Source organism: Pseudomonadota bacterium (genome assembly GCA_039033415.1).
GTDB lineage: Bacteria > Pseudomonadota > Gammaproteobacteria > Xanthomonadales > SZUA-38 > JANQOZ01.
In genome coordinates this window covers 1-16318 of the sequence record JBCCCR010000019.1, presented here as the reverse complement: position 1 = coordinate 16318, position 16318 = coordinate 1, and the positions used below count along the sequence as shown (strand labels likewise).

Sequence of the window (16318 nt, the reverse complement as noted above, 5' to 3'; positions counted from 1 at the left end):
CCTGAAACCGGCATGACTTCCGGCAGGGCCTCGCCGCTGACTCATGGCCCATGCCTCTCACAAACGCATATGTTGGTATACGCGCGAATGGGAAACGCCGGCTCGCAGTGCTTGTTGAACCGCTGTAACAAACTGCGACACCGAACGTTATGCCAATAGACAAGGCGGGAAACGGGCGAGGACATCCGAGAGGAAGCTCATGAAGAAGCTCATCAAAATTTCTGCACCAATCCTGGTGCTCGTCGTGGCGCTGGCCGGCGTGCAGGCCATGGTCGCTGCCAAACCTGAACCCGAGAAAAAAGAAGACACCCAGCGGCTGGTCTCGCTGTTTGTCGACGAGGTCCGGGAAGAAACCGTAACGCTCTCAGTGCAGAGCCAGGGTGAGGTCCGCGCCCGAACCGAGATCGAGTTGACGCCCCGCGTGTCCGGCAACATCGCGGCCATCGCCGAGCAGTTTGCGGATGGCGCGTCCTTTAAGAAGGGCGATACGCTGGTCATGCTTGACGACCAGGACTACCAGCTGGCCGTAACCCGCGCTGAGGCCCGGGTGGCGGAAGCGGACGTGGCCGTCATGACCCAGAAAGCGACGGCAGAGATCAAGCGACGCCAATGGGAAACGACTGGCCGAACCCATGAGCCGAGCCCGCTGCAGGTGAACAAGCCCCAGGTCCTGGAAGCTGAGGCCAAGCTGCGCTCGGCCAACGCGGATCTCGCGGAGGCCAAACTCAATCTGCAGCGTACTCGCATCGCGGCACCGTTTGACGGGCGCGTGATGCAGCGCACCGCCGGCGTTGGCGGCTTCGTCGGCGCGGCGTCCTCCCTGGGACGAATCTTTGCCACTGACGTTGTAGAGGTGACGCTGCCGCTGACCGATGCCCAGCTCGAAGAGCTCGATCTTCCGATGGGATTTGTGGCCGGCTCCGCCGCGGGTCCGAACGTGGATCTGACCGCGGAGGTCGGTGGCGAGCTAGTGCATTGGCAGGGTCGTATCGCCCGGGTGCACGCAGCGGTTGACCGGGAAACGCGCCTCATCAACGCGGTGGTTGAAGTCGCTGACCCGTATGGCGCTGACGTTACCGTACCGCTTGCGGTCGGCATGTTTGTCTCAGCCAGCATTCAACGCAGCGACAGCACCACCGCGCGCGTGGTGCCGCGCAGCGCCCTGCGAAATGCCGACAAGGTTTATGTCGTCAACAGCGACGATCGGCTGGAGATCCGCACCGTGGACGTGCTGTCCAGCAACGAAGAGCAGGTCATGATCAGCAGCGGCGTGCACCCCGGAGAACGGGTGGTCACCTCCACGATCGCTTCAGCGGTGGACGGCATGCTGGTGCAGCCGATCACCGAACTCGCCCTCAACTAAACCGGTACCGCAAGCATGAAGAGGCTGATTTCCTGGTGGGCCAGTAATCCGGTTGCCGCCAATCTCATGATGGTCGGTATTTTTGTCGCGGGCATCATTGGCTTCGGCCAGCTTGAGCGGGAGATGGAGCCGCAGGTGCGGTTCCCGGGCCTTCAGATCCAGGTGGCCTGGCCCGGTGCAGCACCGCAGGAAGTCGAAGAGCAGATCGTCAGCCGCATCGAGGAAGCGGTGCGCGATCTGGACAACATCGAGTGGGTCCGCTCGAGCTCCGGTGAAGGCAGTGGCGAAGTTTATATCCTGGCGGAGCAGCAGGTGGACTTCGCGCGGTTTATGAACGACGTCAAAATCCGCGTCGACGGCATTTCTTCCTTTCCGCGCGACGTCGAGCCGCCCCGCGTCCAGCAGTGGTTCAACCGAGACGAATTCATCCGGGTAGCCGTGCACGGTGATCTCGGCGAGCGTGACCTCAAGCGGCTGGCGGAACAGCTTCGCCGAGAGGTTGCCGCGCTGCCCGCTATCACGGTGGTAGAGCTGTTCGGCACCCGCCGCGAAGAAGTGTCAATCCAGGTCAGCGAGTCAGCGCTGCGCCGCTATGGTCTGACCTTCGCCGACGTGGCGGATGCCATCCGTGCAAACTCGCTTAACCAGTCATCCGGCGCCGTGCGTACCGAGGTGGGCACCTACCAGCTTAAGGTTCGCAGCCAGGCTGATACCCAAAGCGATTTTGCCAGCATCATCGTCCGCCAAAACGCAGAGGGCGGGACGATCCGGGTTGGCGATGTCGCCACGGTGGTCGATGGTTTCGAGGACAATGAAATTCTTGCCACGCTGAACGGCGAGCCGGCGGTGCTGCTGCAGGTGATGACCACCGAAACGATGGACATCGTCAAAGCCTCCGAGAGCATCCGGACGTGGCTGGACGAGCGTCGCGACACCCTGCCGCCCGAGGCCAGACTGACCCTTTGGACCGACAACGCGGTCGACTTTAAGGGCCGCATGAAGACGATTGGCAGCGCCGCTGGCCAGGGTTTGCTGCTGGTGATGCTGGTGCTGTTGTTCACGTTAAGACCTATCGTGGCCTTCTGGGTGGCTGTAGGCATCGCCACCGCTTACGCCGGCACTTTCGTGTTCCTCCCTTCGGTCGACGTATCGCTGAACATGCTGTCCACCTTTGCATTCCTGCTGGTGCTCGGGATTGTGGTGGACGACGCGATTATTGTGGGCGAGAGCATCCACACGCAGTCGCACAACATCGACCACCCGGTCAAAGCCGCCGCCACCGGCACCTCGCTCGTTGCCAAACCGGTGATTTTCGGCGTACTGACCACGGTGCTCGCCTTTCTTCCCTGGCTGTTTCTCAGTGATTCCACCAGTGAATTCACTCGCCATATCACCTGGGTGGTGATTCTTGCGCTGGCGTTTTCCCTGATCGAGTCGCTCTTCATCCTGCCGGCTCACCTCTCCAAGCTTCGGCCGCGCGAGGTGCTCGGTCGTTTCGGTCGGGTCCAGAAAGCGGTTGCCGACAGCATCATTCATTTTGCCGTCAATCACTATCGACGCATCGGGTATTGGTGTACCCGCAATCGGTATCTCACCACCAGCATCTTTCTGGCGGTCGTGATCGTCGGCTTCGGGGCTTTTGGTGCCGGGTGGGTGAAAAAGAGCCTGATGCCCGAGATCGAGTCGGACGAGATCATCGTCAACGTGGTGCTGCCGGAAGGCGCGCCTTACAGCCGTGCGCTGGAAATTCTCGGACAAATGCAGCGCGCGGAGAAAGCGCTTGAGGAAGAGGTCAACCAGCGTACCGAAGGCACCGGGGAGCTGATCGAAAACTGGTATACCCGGTCACGCCGCGACAGCGTAATCGCTATCGTCAAACTCGCACCCCCGGAAGTGCGCGACATGAGCGCCAAGGACGCAGCGATCCGCCTACGCGAGCTGATGGGTGAAGTGCCAGACGCCAAAGAGGTGTCGGTCGAGTACTCTAAAAACAGCGGCGGCCCAGGCTTTGAGCTGTCCATTCGTCACCCCGAACTCGAGGTACTTCGGGCCGCTACGGCCGAGCTGGAAGACCAGCTCAGAACCTACGAATCACTCTACGACGTACGCAACAATCTCGAAGGCGCTTCCGAGGAGATCCGCATCTCGCTTAAGCCCGGCACCACCAAGCTCGGCCTGACCCTGGCGGAGGTTAATCGCCAGGTGCGCCAGGCCTACTTCGGTGAAGAGGTACAGCGCCTGCCGCGCAACGGTCAGGACGTGAAGGTGATGGTGCACTACCCCATCGAGTCTCGGCGCTCGATCGAGAGCCTGAAAGACTTCCGCGTTCGGACCGCTGACGGCCGCGAGGTGCCTCTGCTGTCGGTCGCCAATCTGGAGTTTGCCCCCGGCATCAAGCGCATCCAGCGCTGGAACGGCAACCGCGCCGCGCGGGTCAGCGCAGACCTGAAAGACGACGTACGCCAGGACATCATGGACGACCTGGACGAGAACTTTTTCCCCGCCTGGGAAAAACGATTCCCGGGCATCGTCCGCGGGTCGGTTGGCCAGGCGGAGGGTGAACAGCGGTTTGTACGCGAGCTGCTAGGGCTGTACACCATTGCGCTGTTCGGCATGTACGCGATCCTGGCGGTGGCTTTCCGCAGTTACTGGCAGCCCGCGCTGATCCTGGTTGCCATGCCCTTTGCTTTTGTCGGCGCAATTATGGGCCACTTCATGCTCGACATGACCATGGCGATCTTCAGCTACTTCGGTGTGGCGGCCGCTGCCGGCGTCGTGGTGAACGACAACCTCGTGCTGATGGATCATTGCAATCGTCTGCGCGACCAGGGGATGGCTCGGCGCGACGCCATCGTCGAGGCGGGTGTGGCCCGGTTCCGCCCGATCCTGCTGACCACGGTCACCACCATTATCGGCCTGATCCCCATGATGCTCGAGCGCTCCATTCAGGCGAAATTTCTCCAGCCGATTGTGCTGGCGCTCGCGTCAGGTGTGTTTGTGGCGTTCTTTGTGACGCTGCTGCTGGTGCCCGCAATCTATGCCATTGGCCTGGACGTGAGCGAACTTGCCGGCCGGCTCAAAGCAAAGGTTTTTGGCGCCCGGGGCAGGCTGGCGACCGATCCCTGATCAGCCGCTCGGCGTTGTCGCCGAGCTGCGCCCGCCGACCCAACATGTGACGAGCGTCACCTTTCGGGGGGTACGCGACCCTATACTGAAGTATGGGTCGGCCATCATGCCTAATCGCCATTCTGCTGCTGAGCGCCGCCGGCGTGACGGCGGAGGCTGGGTCCCAGCAAACGTATACCCGCAGCTACGACATCGTCTACGTCCGCCAACCGCGCTTTGGCGATCTGATCAACACGATCTGGCCTGAGGTCTTTCATCCCGGCCGGCTGGACGCCGGGGCCGATCTCATGCTGCTGCACCCCGACGGCAATGAAGAAGTGCTGGTGGACTGCGACCACTGCAGCGTGACCGACCCGGTCATGTCCTTTGACGCCCATTGGGTTTACTACAGCCTGTTTCCCGATCTGCGGGAGGAATCGCTGAACTATCAGCGTGGCGACCTGCCCCACGATGGCGCGGACATCTACCGCATGCACCTGAAGACGAGGGAGATCGAGCGGCTGACGTTCGGTGAATTCACCCCTAATCTGGGCGCCGGGACCTGGGACGAGTCCAACCCGGTCAATCCACCTAACCAGTTCAATCGACTGGGCTACGGCATCCTCAATCTGGGCGCCATGCCGCTGCCGGGTGACCGCCTGGCGTTTACGTCCAATCGCAACGGCCAAATCCCCACCAAAGGCTTTACGAACCCTACGCTGCAGCTGTTTGTGATGGACGTGGACGGCGAAAACGTCGAGCAGATTGCACCGATGAATATCGGCAGCGCGCTGCATCCCACCATCCTTCGCGACGGTCGCCTGATGTTCTCCAGCTACGAGGCGCAGGGGATCCGGGATCGGCGCGTCTGGGGCATCTGGTCCATCTATCCGGACGGCCGAAACTGGGGGCCGATCGTGAGCAGCCTCAGCGCACCCGAGGCCTATCACTTCATGACCCAGACCAGCAATGGACAGATTGTCGTGGAGGCCTACTACAACCTCAACAACAACGGCTTTGGTGCGCTGTTCGGCCTGCCTGTGCGACCGCCGCAAGGCGTTCCGGCTTTCGGCAGCGCCTTCCCTTCGGAAAACCCACCGATCGACGAGACCCGCAGTTTTGGTCCGACGACCTTCCAGATCGGTTTCACGCCCTATGGCTACCACGCCATTACGCCCATGACGCACATGGAGGACAACGCGGCGCCGCTGGGCGCTGATGGCACCACCCGCGTCGGCAAGTTTACTCATCCCTCGGCCACCACCAACAACGATCTGCTGGTCGTGTGGACGCCGGGTCCGGCCAACGACCTGAACCGGCCTACGCAGACACCCCGGTATGACGCTGGGCTTTACGTCATCGATAACTCAAATCCCGTCTGGAGTCCGGACGAACTGCTCCTGATCAAAAACGATCTCGCCTACAACGAGGCGTGGCCCCGAGCGGTGGTGCCCTACTCAGCGGTGCACGGCGTGGCGGAGCCCGCCACACTGCCCTGGCTGCCCAACGATGGTAGCGACCACACGCTGCTGCCCGAGGGCACGCCGCACGGGCTGGTTGGCAGCAGCAGCTTTTACAAGCGCGAGAGCTTCCCCGGACGCGGGGACGGCGCCTTTGACGGGCTGGATGCCTTCAACACCGCTCAAAACGACGCCAGCAGCAACTGGACCTATCAGGGCGCTGATGCGGGCATCTACGACGACTCGGACATCTGGGCCGTCCGCGTGCTGGCGATGGAGGGCAACACCTCCCGCCTTTATGGCCCCAATGCGAGTGAGCTGGACGGCACCGATTTCCATTCACACGCGAACGAGCGGCTCAGGATCCTCGGGGAGATCCCGCTGCGAAAGGGTGCCGGAATCACGGATAGTGAAGGCAACCCGGACACCAGCGTGTTGTTCAAGATGCCGGCTGATACCCCCTTTACCTTCCAGACGATCGATCGCAACGGCCTGGTGCTCAACATGACGCAGACCTGGCATCAGGTCCGGCCCGGGGAAGTGCGCACCGACTGCGGCGGCTGTCACGCCCACAGCCAGCTTCCGCTCGCCTTTGAGGGAACGGCGGCAAGCCAGCCCGGCTACCAGGTTTATGATCTCAGCCGCGAAACGCCGATGCTCACGCAGGACAGCGGCGGCAATCCTGGGCTTACCGAGCTGAACCAGGCGCTGGTCAACGTCGAGTTCTACGCCGATATACGCCCGCTGCTGCAGGCACACTGCGTGTCCTGTCATAACGAAGGTCAGAACGCCGGCAACCTGAACCTCAATGATCTGAGCATGGACAGCAACCTGCCCGGCGATTACCGGCGGCTGGCTGACGACAGCGCCGCTGAGTGGGGTTACCCCGCCGTCATCAGCAACGCGCGCTGGCGCCAATCAAACGCCAGTCGCTATGTGCGCATGTTTCAAAGCCGCCGCAGTCTGCTGATCTGGAAAATCTTTGGCGCCCGTTTGGACGGTTGGTCCAACGATGACCATCCCACCGAGTCAACGCCTGGCGATGCGTCAACGCTGCCGCCGGGCGCCAACCCCAACCGAGCTGACCTCGACTTTGTTCCCAGCAGCGCGCACCCCGCCGGCGGCATGCCCGCGCTGACGCGCGACCAGCGCATAACGTTCGCTCGCTGGGTCGACCTGGGTGCACCCATCGATGTGGCTGCAACGCGTGGCAACCCGGGTATGGGGTGGTTTCTGGACGACCTTCGTCCAACGCTCACCATCAGCAGCCCACGGCCCAACTACAACGCAACGCCTCCCACCGTGATCCGCTTTGGCATGGCTGACGCCTATACCGGCATCAACGCGGCTTCGCTCTCGGTGACCGCGTCCTTCCCGGTGCAGGGCCGCGCGCCCCGATCGGAGCTGGCAGACCTGGCGATCGAGGTGACGCAGGATGTCTTTGAAATCCCCATCGGCGCGCCGCTGAGCAGCTCGCTGTTCGGCGCACGAGTGCTTGCCGAGGTTGCGGACAACCAGGGCAACGTTAAGCGGGTCAACGTGCGGTTCTCCACCGTCGCCAGCGGGACCATTTTCTCCGACTCGTTCGAGTAGACACGCAGCCGGAATCCTGCCAGATCCCAAGGTATGACCTTCCGGAGTTGATTCAACGCGCCCGCGCGGGCCAAACTGGCGTTGGCAAAAGGGGATTGATCAACGATGCGGGTAGACTTGGCCCGGCTGACGTTCTTTGAGCGTTTCCTGACCTTATTTACGTCTGTGCGCCCGGGAGAGGGGCGTAGCGTCAAGCACCTGTTCCTCACGGCCCTGGTGCTGATGGGCTCATATTACATCCTGAAGCCCGTGCGAGACGCCCTGATTCTTGCGGAAGGCAGTGCGGAGATCAAAGCCTACGCGCAGGGAATTGTGGCCGTGACGCTGGCGTTTTTGCTGCCGCTGTACAAGCAGCTCTACGCGGGGCTGTCCAACAAAAAAAGCCGATCCCTCGTGCTTCGTTGGGTGACAGCGTTTTTCATCTCAAACCTGCTCGTGTTCTGCCTGCTGGGCCGCGGCGGGATTTCAATCAGCGTGCCGTTTTACGTTTGGCTGAGCATCTTCAACGTGACGGTTGTTGCACAGTTTTGGGCATTTGCGGCGGACCTCTATAACACCCGCAGCGGACAGCGACTGTTTGTTGTCATCATGGTCGGTGCATCCATCGGTAGCTGGCTGGGCAGTCAAACCTCCAAATACCTTTTTGCCGTGGTGGGCGAATATGGGCTCATGCTGCTCGCCGCTGGCGTGCTCGCGCTGCCGATGATCCTGTCCATCTTGGCCGAGCGCTGCGTGCCGGAGGGCTCGGAGAACAACAACCGCGAGCAGCCCGAGTCCCAGCGTTTTGCGCTGGCCGACCTCGTCGGCGGCTTCGACGTGGTCTTCAAGAGTCGGTACCTGGTCGCCCTGGCAATCCTTGTCATGACGCTGACGATGGTCAATACGGTTGGCGAGTTTGTGTTGTCTTACCTCGTCGACGAGCGGGCCGAAGCGATGGCCGCCGGCGCTGGACTCACGGAAGTTCAGTACCTGGGGCGCTTCTGGGGTGACTACTACGCCTGGGTGACGCTGAGTTCCATGGTGCTGCAGCTGTTGGTGGTCTCGCGGCTGATGCGGGCGATCGGCATCCGTGCCGTGGTGCTGATCCTGCCCGCTTTTGTGATTCTGCACTGGGGCATACTGCTCCTGATCCCAGGCTTCTTTCTCGTTCGGGGGCTGCAGATTGCGGAAAACGCGGTCAGCTACTCCATCCAGAATACGGCCAATCAGGCGCTCTATCTGCCGCTGAACCGGGAACAGAAGTACGTCGGAAAAACCACGATCGACACCTTCTTTTTCCGGGCCGGCGACGGCCTGGTGGCGGTGCTGGTATTTTTGCTGATCGACCAGCTCAACCTGTCGATCACCGCCTTTTTTGTGCTGGCGTTCGCGTTGGGCGGCGTGGCGCTCTGGGCCGCGCTCAGCATCCGCCGTCAGCACCGCGAGGAAATTCGCCAGCGGATGAAGAACCTGCCGCCAAAGATTGTGGCGCCGCTGCCGAATGTTTACGTCCCGGCTGGCCAGATGCTCATGTTCAGCATCTCCGACGGCTACTTTATGGATCCGGATCCCGGCGACACGCTCGATTACCAGGCCCGGCTGGCCGGCGGCGGCACTCTCCCGCGCTGGGTTCGCTTCGACCGGCACAATCAGACCTTCACAATGCGCCCGCCGGCGGCGACAAGCGGCACGGTGGAAATCGAGCTGGTGGCCCGCGACTATGAGGGTCTAGAGGTGAACGCCAGCTTTACCATCGAGCACGGACTGGAGGGCCATCCGCGTTTTGAGGTCAGCGCGCCAGCTTGATCAGGCGATCCCGGCGCGCTTTGATTCCCTTCAACTGCCGGCTGTGCAGATAGGGACTGAGAGCTTCATCCAGGGCTTCATCGCTTAAGTTTGCCAGCGCCTTGGCCATCGCGTTTGTCACCGTTACCGAATTTCGCCGATCCATCTTGGGGAGCTTCGTGTCCGATCGAAATGCGCGCGTGTGGTCGATCAGCCAAACCTTCCAGGTCGGCTGAACGTAGAGCACGTTACTTAAGTTACGGTCTTCGTTGACGATCAGCGCGTCAAACACGTTCATCAGGTTGTACTGATCGGACAGGTCACACACCGGGCTGAGCTGCAGCTGTCGTTCCTGCCGAGCCTTTTCGTTCACCGCGTTTTCCATCCAGAGCTGCACCGTTCCGGGCGTCCCGTCCACCTCTCGCAGCACCGCCGGTGGCACCATCTCCAGACCCAGGAGCCGATCCAGGTAGTAGGCAGCAACGTCGAAGTGATAGCGATCGGCCTTGTCCCCCAAACGTCCCCAACGCCCTCGCTCAAGCCCCGGATCGGAGTCGAAGGTCTTAAAAACCGCCCGCAGCGTTTGATCTCCGGCGGTCAAGGTCAGGCGCTTGGGCTTGGTGACGCCTTCAGCCAAGTCCTCGGTCTTGACGACCTCTGCCGTGCGAAGAAACGCCTCGATCTCCTCGTCGTTCATGCCACCGGGACGCTTCCAGACCCTGGCCGACTCGGTCACAAATCCGGCCCCGGACTCCACGTAGATCGCCTCGAGGCTGCCGTCGACAATCCGCACTGCGGTCGGCGCTCCGCCGTAGTAAGCCGTATTCATACCTGTGTCGACACGAATCACCTTCCCATCGAGCCGCTGGTGGAGACGACCATCGCGCGTCGGCGTGTGGCCGATCAGAATCCGATCCACGTCAAAGTGGGCCAGCGCAGCATCGACAACGGACGACTCGGTGAACGGATGGCACATGGCGCTCCCTCGATACCACAGTGGCCCGTCGGGGCTGAACGCCAGACCATTATTGAGGTTGTCAACGAGCTTGGTAGCCATCGCCTTCAGCGGAGAATCGCCGGCCGCTATCGTTTTTCCAGCCTGACGTACCGCTCGGTACTCGTCCTCTGGCCGAGCGTGCCCTTCAGCCACCAACGTCTCCATCGCCTCGACCACGTGCTTAAGCTGGGCCAGCCCTTTGGCATTGACCTCTTCAAGGCTCAGACTCAGCAAGTCTTCAGACACGCCCGCATGAACAATCAGCGTTCGGTTCACAATCAACGCCAGCGGCAGCTCAAGTAGCCACCGACCGTAGCGGCCATCCGATCCAAAAGCGGCCCGATGTCCCAGCACCGGGTTGCTGCTTCCGGACGGATCAAACTCCGCGAAGGCGGCCAACTCGGTGGGCGTCAGATAGCGAAGGTCGCGCGACAGATTCAGCGCCTCGTGATTGCCCAGAATCACGTGAACCGCGCCGCCAGCCGCCGATGCTTCATCCTGAAGGCGCATGAGCAGATCCATCGCCTCACGCGATTTGTCACCGCGGTCGATCACGTCACCGACGCTGACCAGATGGGTATCAGCGCCCGTCCAGCTCAGGCTTTCGTCGACCAAACCTGCCGTTCGAAGCACGGAGACCAGCGCGTCAAAGGCGCCGTGGACGTCGCCGATAATCACTACCGGTGATGGCGTTTGAACGCGATACGGGCTCTCAGCCCAAGCGGTCGCCGTCAGCGTCGAGAACAGCAGCACTGCCAGCCAGGCGGCGTTCCGATTAACCAGGCTCTTTGGTCGTCGTGTTTTCATGTGAACAGGATACCCGTCAAGCTGAAGCATCGACCAGTGCCTTTGGGTCAAGAGGTCCGCGTCACCATTCAACCTGTCGCCAAAGTCTGAGGAGCTTCTCGCCCCGGTCAGGGTTTAGCCACCTCACGTAGCTGATTCGCCCCAGCAGGTGTGCCCCGAAGTCAGGATGGTCAGCGTGGTTCTGAGCCTCGGGTCCGGTCTTTGCGCAGTTATGAAGAATGGCCTTGAGTCGGTCGAACTGTTGCCGCGAGCAGTTCGGTTTTGTGTTCACCACAATGCCCGCCAGGCGCTGACGTTGCGACGCGGTCCGAAGTCGGGTTTTGCGGTGGTTTAAATGAAAACCCTCCTCCAAGGCAATAGCGCCGACCTGCGACGCAAGGTTCGATGCACGCCGGGCAAGCCGAGCGTCACCCGAGAAAGCCATGTCGTCCGCGTATCGGGAGTAGCGAAAACCCAGTCGCCGTGCGAGGCCTTCCAGGCGAAAGTCGAGCCGCCATGCGCAGAGGTTGGCCAGCACGGGGGAGGTCGGAGCGCCCTGAGCGAGGTGTTTCTCTTTGAGCCTCTTCTGCGAATACCAGTCCAGTGTCTGAAAGTTCGGGCCCGCCAGCACCGGCGCAACGGTGTTGGAACAGAGACCGGTCAGGAGCCGCGCAACCGCTGGCGGATAGCCCAAGGTTCGATACAGCGCGGCCACCCTGGCCATGGAAACGGTGGTGAAGAAGTCCTTGAGATCCAGACACAGTAGCGCGGGCTGCCCAACGTGCAGCGCGGCGTGGCTCCTGGTTGACCGTCCCCGTGTAAACCCGTGGGAGCTGTCGTGGGGCGGAATCCAGCGCAGGACATACGCCAGGATCTGCCTTTGGATTTCCTTAAGACGCGCCTTCGGTTTTTCGATGATCCGAAGCGAGCCATCAGCCTTGTTCAGCCAGCCGTAGCGATAGTGGTGGAGCTTGGACTCAGCAACCCCATGCTGTGAACCTCGGCAGTCGGCGAACCACTGGAGCTCCCGATCGGAGAGCCCAAGCCAAAGACACAGATCTTTAATGGTGCTGATGCGCGGCAGCGGTCGAGTCGCGAGTTTGCCGGGGGGCGGCGCTGTCGCCGGTGAGTCGGTAACAAAACGACAATGCCGTTTATTGTCCGCCAGGAAGCGTTGAAGGAGGTCTTCGTCGAGCAGATAGCGGGTAAGCACCTGAAGGTTCGGCGCGGCTGACCCGCCAAAACAATAGAGCAGCCTCGTCGCGAGCCAGTCAGCATCTACCATACCCGGCGGAAGCGTACGGGCAAGCCGATCAGCTACCGCGTCCCGGCGCCACTCGCCTGAACGGAGCGCCTGCGCGATCAGGCGTGCCTTGTGGGTGCGATCTGCCAAGAAGCAACCGGTCTCCGACCCGTCTCGTAGCTCCGGTGCAACTCTGCGCGGAGCGCAGTGACCGTACCGGCAATGAAATGTCGTGCTTTGATCTTACCCCCGGGGTAACCCCGGAGAGTTCCTTGCTTAACCAAGGAACAGCTCGGAGAGCCGGCTGCTGCCTCGATTATGGGTCGACTGCTTGGGGATTTCAAAAAGGGGTTCTGGTGTCAGGCTATGGTCAACCCTCAGCACCCAACGGGACCTGGTAAAGCCGACCGCTTAGCCGGTGCATGCTCTTGCCTGACGGGCTAAAAAATGCGTTGCGTTATCGCCGGGCTATGATACTCTATCATTCGTACGATCGTTAAACTGTTTAAAACTATGAACGCCACCTGCGCGCCCGAAGATCATCCCGAACACGAACATCCGCCGCTTGACGCCGAGCATCTGCAGCGCGCCGCAAGGATGGGTTCGGCCATGGGCGAACCCGGGCGCTTAACGCTGCTCGCGCTGCTGCTGCAGGGCCGACACTGCGTCTCCGAGCTAACCGCGGAAACCGGTGAATCTACGTCCCTGGTTTCACAGCGGCTGAAGGTGCTGACAGACGCTGAGCTGCTTCACCGACGTCGGGAAGGCAAACACGTGTACTACAGCTTGGCCGACGATCATGTACGCATTTTGGTCCGCAACCTGCTTTCGCACGCCGCGGACGATCATCAATAACAAACGGAGGAATACCCAACGATGGACACCTGTAAGCCAGTCAAAGATCATCCGCACGTTCACGGCCCGGGCTGTGGCCATACGGCCATCGTCCACGGCGACCACGTCGACTATCTGCACGACGGGGAGCTTCACCACCCTCATGAGGGGCACACCGATGAACACGTGATCGAAGTCAGCGAAACCAATCCCGACCTCTGTACACCCAATCATCGGTGCTCAGGTCATGAGGAGGGACACGTCCACGGCCCCGGCTGCGGCCACGAAGCCGTGCCGCACGGTGACCATATCGACTATCTCGTCGACGGCCACCTGCACCATCCACATGGCGACCACTGCGACGATCACGGGCCTATCGAGCTGGCGTGACGTAATGAAATCGCGCAGAACCTGTTTGATGGCACGGCCCGCGAACTGCGGGCCATGCACTGTAGGTGTTTCCTAGTGGGCGTTACGCCACACGCTCCAAATGCCCCTGGTAGGCGGCGTGGTAAAGCGCAATCACCTCTTCCTTGGTCGGCTGTTTCGGGTTGGTAGCGCCGCATGCGTCCAGCATTGCGTTGTCGCTTAAGGTCGTAAAATCGTCGGGTTTGACCACCTCAAGAGCCGCTAGATTTGGGGGTATGCCGATCTCAGCGGACAGTTTGCGTATGGCGGCCAGGGCCGCCTCTGCCGCCTCAGATGACGCCAGGTTGCGCGTATCAACGCCCATAGCCTGGGCAATGTCGACAAACCTTTCCGGCACCGCCTGAGCGTTGTAGGCCTGCACATGCGGCAGCAGGATCGCGTTGCATACGCCGTGGGGTAAATCGTAGTAGCCGCCAAGCTGATGGGCCATCGCGTGAACATACCCCAGGCTTGCGCTGTTGAACGCCATTCCTGCGAGAAACTCGGCGTAGGTCATCATCTCCCGGGCCTCGTGGTCGTGGCCGTCTTGAACGGCACGCGCGAGAAAAGCGCTGACCAGCTTGATTGCGTGCAGCGCAGCCGAGTCCGTTACCGGCGTAGCGGCAGTTGAAACGTACGCTTCGATTGCGTGCGTCAGGGCATCCATGCCGGTGGCAGCCGTCAGCGCCGGCGGCATGGCGACCATCAGTTCAGGATCATCAACAGAAAGCGTGGGGGTTGTGCGCCAATCGACAATCGCCATTTTTACGTGCCGGGTTTCATCGGTGATGATGGCGAATCGGGTCATTTCGCTCGCGGTTCCCGAGGTTGTGTTGATCGCCACGAGCGGCAACATGGGCTTGGTCAACTTGTTGACGCCTTCGAAGTCTCGGATGTCTCCGCCATGCGTCGCGAGGATTCCCATGGCCTTCGCCGCGTCGTGCGGTGAGCCGCCGCCAAACGAGACGATAAAGTCGCACCCCTCGTCCCGGAGCAGGGCGGCCCCAGCATCAACCTGAGCTGTCGTGGGGTTCGGTTCGACCTCGTCGTAAACGGCGTAGTCGACGCCGATTTTATCCAGCAGATCAGTCAAAACCTGGGTGACTTTAAGCCCCCGATGCAGTGGCGCGTCGGTCACAATCAGCGCCTTTTTGAAGCCGAGCGCCTGGATCTCCCGGCCGGCGTCCGCCAGACCGCCAGTTCCCATGATGTTCACCGTCGGCATAAAGAAGTAGTAAGCCATGACTTCCTCCTCAGTGGGTATTAGGCGAGCAATTTTTTGCTATGGGACAAGCTTAGGTTTGACGGTGGGCAACGGACAATTCGGAAGAGTCTGGCCCTAGCTAAGGGTATTTCTCGGTACAGGTAGGTGATAATCGAGGGAGCGTCCCTCCCCTCGCCTTCGCGAAGGGCCAAGTCTTAAGAAGGGCCTAGTCTTAAACAGCTAAATTGCCGAAAACGACTGCCGAAGCAGCGCAACCGCAACTCCGATCAGCGACGTGAAGGTGAGCGCCATACCGGAGACCCGAAACAGAAACGCTTCGGCTTCCTGACTGACGCCCCAGGCGTGAATCATTCGGCCTGCCGTCAGGCAGACGCACAGCATGTGTACCGCTGATTCGGCCAGGCCTCTGGACTCAGCCAGAAACAGCAACAGCAACGTCAGCGGAACATATTCGGCGAAGTTTGCATGGACCCGTGTCGCCCGGAGCATGCGCGTGTTGTCACCATCACCGATGGCAATGCCCAGCGAACGACGCAGCATCAGGGTTCTCACGCTGAGTGCCACAAACATGAGCGCTAGAAGCGCCGCGTAGACGGGTACAACATTCATCACTAATCCCTCGTTCCCCGGTGGAAGTTGAGGTGGCTGGCAAGATCGCCGCTCCCTTCAATATTGTCAGTGCATTTCATAATGGAACTGAGCATAGATTATTGAGTTCTATCATGCAACTTAATAGACTGCGTCAATGGAAAGAAAATCCTTCAGCGAAAAACCTTGCTCGATTGCTCGGTCGCTTGACGTGCTGGGCGACTGGTGGAGCCCCATGATCCTCCGCGAGTGTTTGTATGGCATTAACCGATTCGATGGGCTGCAGCGATGGCTGGGCGTCAGTCGCAACATCCTGACCCGCCGACTGACACTATTAGTGGAGCAGGAGCTGTTGTCGAAGCGTTGTTACCAGGACCGGCCACCACGCTATGAGTACCACCTGACTGAGAAAGGATTTGACGCCTGCCGGGTATTGCTCGCGATGATGCCTTTTGGAGAGCGCTGGTATTTCGGTGGCGAGGGTAAGCCTGTCCAACTTTATGATCAGCGCACCGGCCAGCCGGTCACGCCGGTACTAGTAGATCAACACACCGGCGAAGCCATCGACCCTCGGCATCTCATCGCCGGGCCTGGGCCAGCCTTCCCTGCCTCGCCCCACATCCGCCACGAGCGGTTTAGCGAGTACTACGCCTGGATTGAACCGTCCAAGGATGGAGCGAGCCGGACTTCACGCGGCCGGTCAAGGTAACGGGCCATCCGCGCTGATTCGGCGAGGACGTCGACTAGTGGCTGAAAATCAAAAAGGCCAGAGTGGCCAAGAGAGGCTTGCAAGCCCCGTCATACAAGGAAATCTGGTGCCCAGGAGAGGAATCCTGGCCTCATTACGCAGGAATACACTGGAAAGCTTGAGGGTACGCAGATAACTGATTCTGAAAGGGAAAGACAAGAATCATTCTCTTTCAATTGTACTGGCACGGACGCCGATGTAAGG

At 60.8% G+C, this 16318-nt stretch carries 11 protein-coding genes; 7 read left to right on the top strand and 4 right to left on the bottom strand.

Annotated elements, in window-relative coordinates; genetic code table 11:
* Window positions 1-199 precede the first annotated feature (199 nt).
* The 4 genes from AAF358_16085 (at window position 200) to AAF358_16070 (ending at window position 9306) form a co-directional block, all read left to right on the top strand.
* Entirely contained in the window at window positions 200-1363 is a 1164-nt protein-coding gene (locus AAF358_16085) for an efflux RND transporter periplasmic adaptor subunit (GenBank protein MEM7707076.1), read from the top strand.
* 15 nt (window positions 1364-1378) lie between these two features.
* Window positions 1379-4489, top strand: a complete 3111-nt coding sequence (locus tag AAF358_16080; GenBank protein ID MEM7707075.1) for an efflux RND transporter permease subunit — start codon at window positions 1379-1381, stop codon at window positions 4487-4489.
* A gap of 92 nt (window positions 4490-4581) precedes the next feature.
* Window positions 4582-7521 (top strand): hypothetical protein, encoded by a 2940-nt coding sequence (locus AAF358_16075; protein ID MEM7707074.1) that lies wholly within the window; start codon window positions 4582-4584, stop codon window positions 7519-7521.
* A 105-nt stretch (window positions 7522-7626) separates the two neighbouring features.
* Window positions 7627-9306, top strand: coding sequence for an Npt1/Npt2 family nucleotide transporter (locus AAF358_16070; protein MEM7707073.1), 1680 nt, complete (start codon window positions 7627-7629; stop codon window positions 9304-9306).
* Here AAF358_16070 and AAF358_16065 read toward each other — a convergent pair.
* Together AAF358_16065 and AAF358_16060 are read right to left on the bottom strand one after the other, a co-directional pair.
* Window positions 9290-11089 carry a metallophosphoesterase gene (locus AAF358_16065; protein ID MEM7707072.1) on the bottom strand — a complete coding sequence of 600 codons (1800 nt, stop codon included), beginning with the start codon at window positions 11087-11089 and terminating at the stop codon, window positions 9290-9292. The two genes, AAF358_16070 and AAF358_16065, sit on opposite strands and share 17 nt — an antisense overlap.
* 61 nt (window positions 11090-11150) lie before the next feature.
* The gene (locus AAF358_16060) at window positions 11151-12461 is read right to left on the bottom strand and encodes a reverse transcriptase family protein (GenBank protein ID MEM7707071.1); all 1311 of its coding nucleotides are present in this window, start codon (window positions 12459-12461) and stop codon (window positions 11151-11153) included.
* A gap of 363 nt (window positions 12462-12824) precedes the next feature.
* Between AAF358_16060 and AAF358_16055 the strand changes: the two genes are divergently transcribed.
* A complete protein-coding gene (locus AAF358_16055) occupies window positions 12825-13166 on the top strand; it encodes a metalloregulator ArsR/SmtB family transcription factor (GenBank protein MEM7707070.1) in 342 nt (113 codons plus the stop codon).
* 21 nt (window positions 13167-13187) lie between these two features.
* Window positions 13188-13535, top strand: a complete 348-nt coding sequence (locus AAF358_16050; protein MEM7707069.1) for a hypothetical protein — start codon at window positions 13188-13190, stop codon at window positions 13533-13535.
* 82 nt (window positions 13536-13617) lie between these two features.
* Here the strand turns inward: AAF358_16050 and AAF358_16045 are convergent, their stop codons facing one another.
* On the bottom strand, window positions 13618-14796 hold the full coding sequence (locus tag AAF358_16045; protein ID MEM7707068.1) for an iron-containing alcohol dehydrogenase: 1179 nt from the start codon (window positions 14794-14796) through the stop codon (window positions 13618-13620).
* 201 nt (window positions 14797-14997) lie between these two features.
* Window positions 14998-15387, bottom strand: a complete 390-nt coding sequence (locus AAF358_16040) for an MAPEG family protein (protein MEM7707067.1) — start codon at window positions 15385-15387, stop codon at window positions 14998-15000.
* Window positions 15388-15523: 136 nt separating this feature from the next.
* On the opposite strand from AAF358_16040, the gene AAF358_16035 reads away from it, so the two are divergent.
* Window positions 15524-16075 (top strand): helix-turn-helix domain-containing protein, encoded by a 552-nt coding sequence (locus AAF358_16035; GenBank protein MEM7707066.1) that lies wholly within the window; start codon window positions 15524-15526, stop codon window positions 16073-16075.
* Window positions 16076-16318 lie beyond the last annotated feature (243 nt).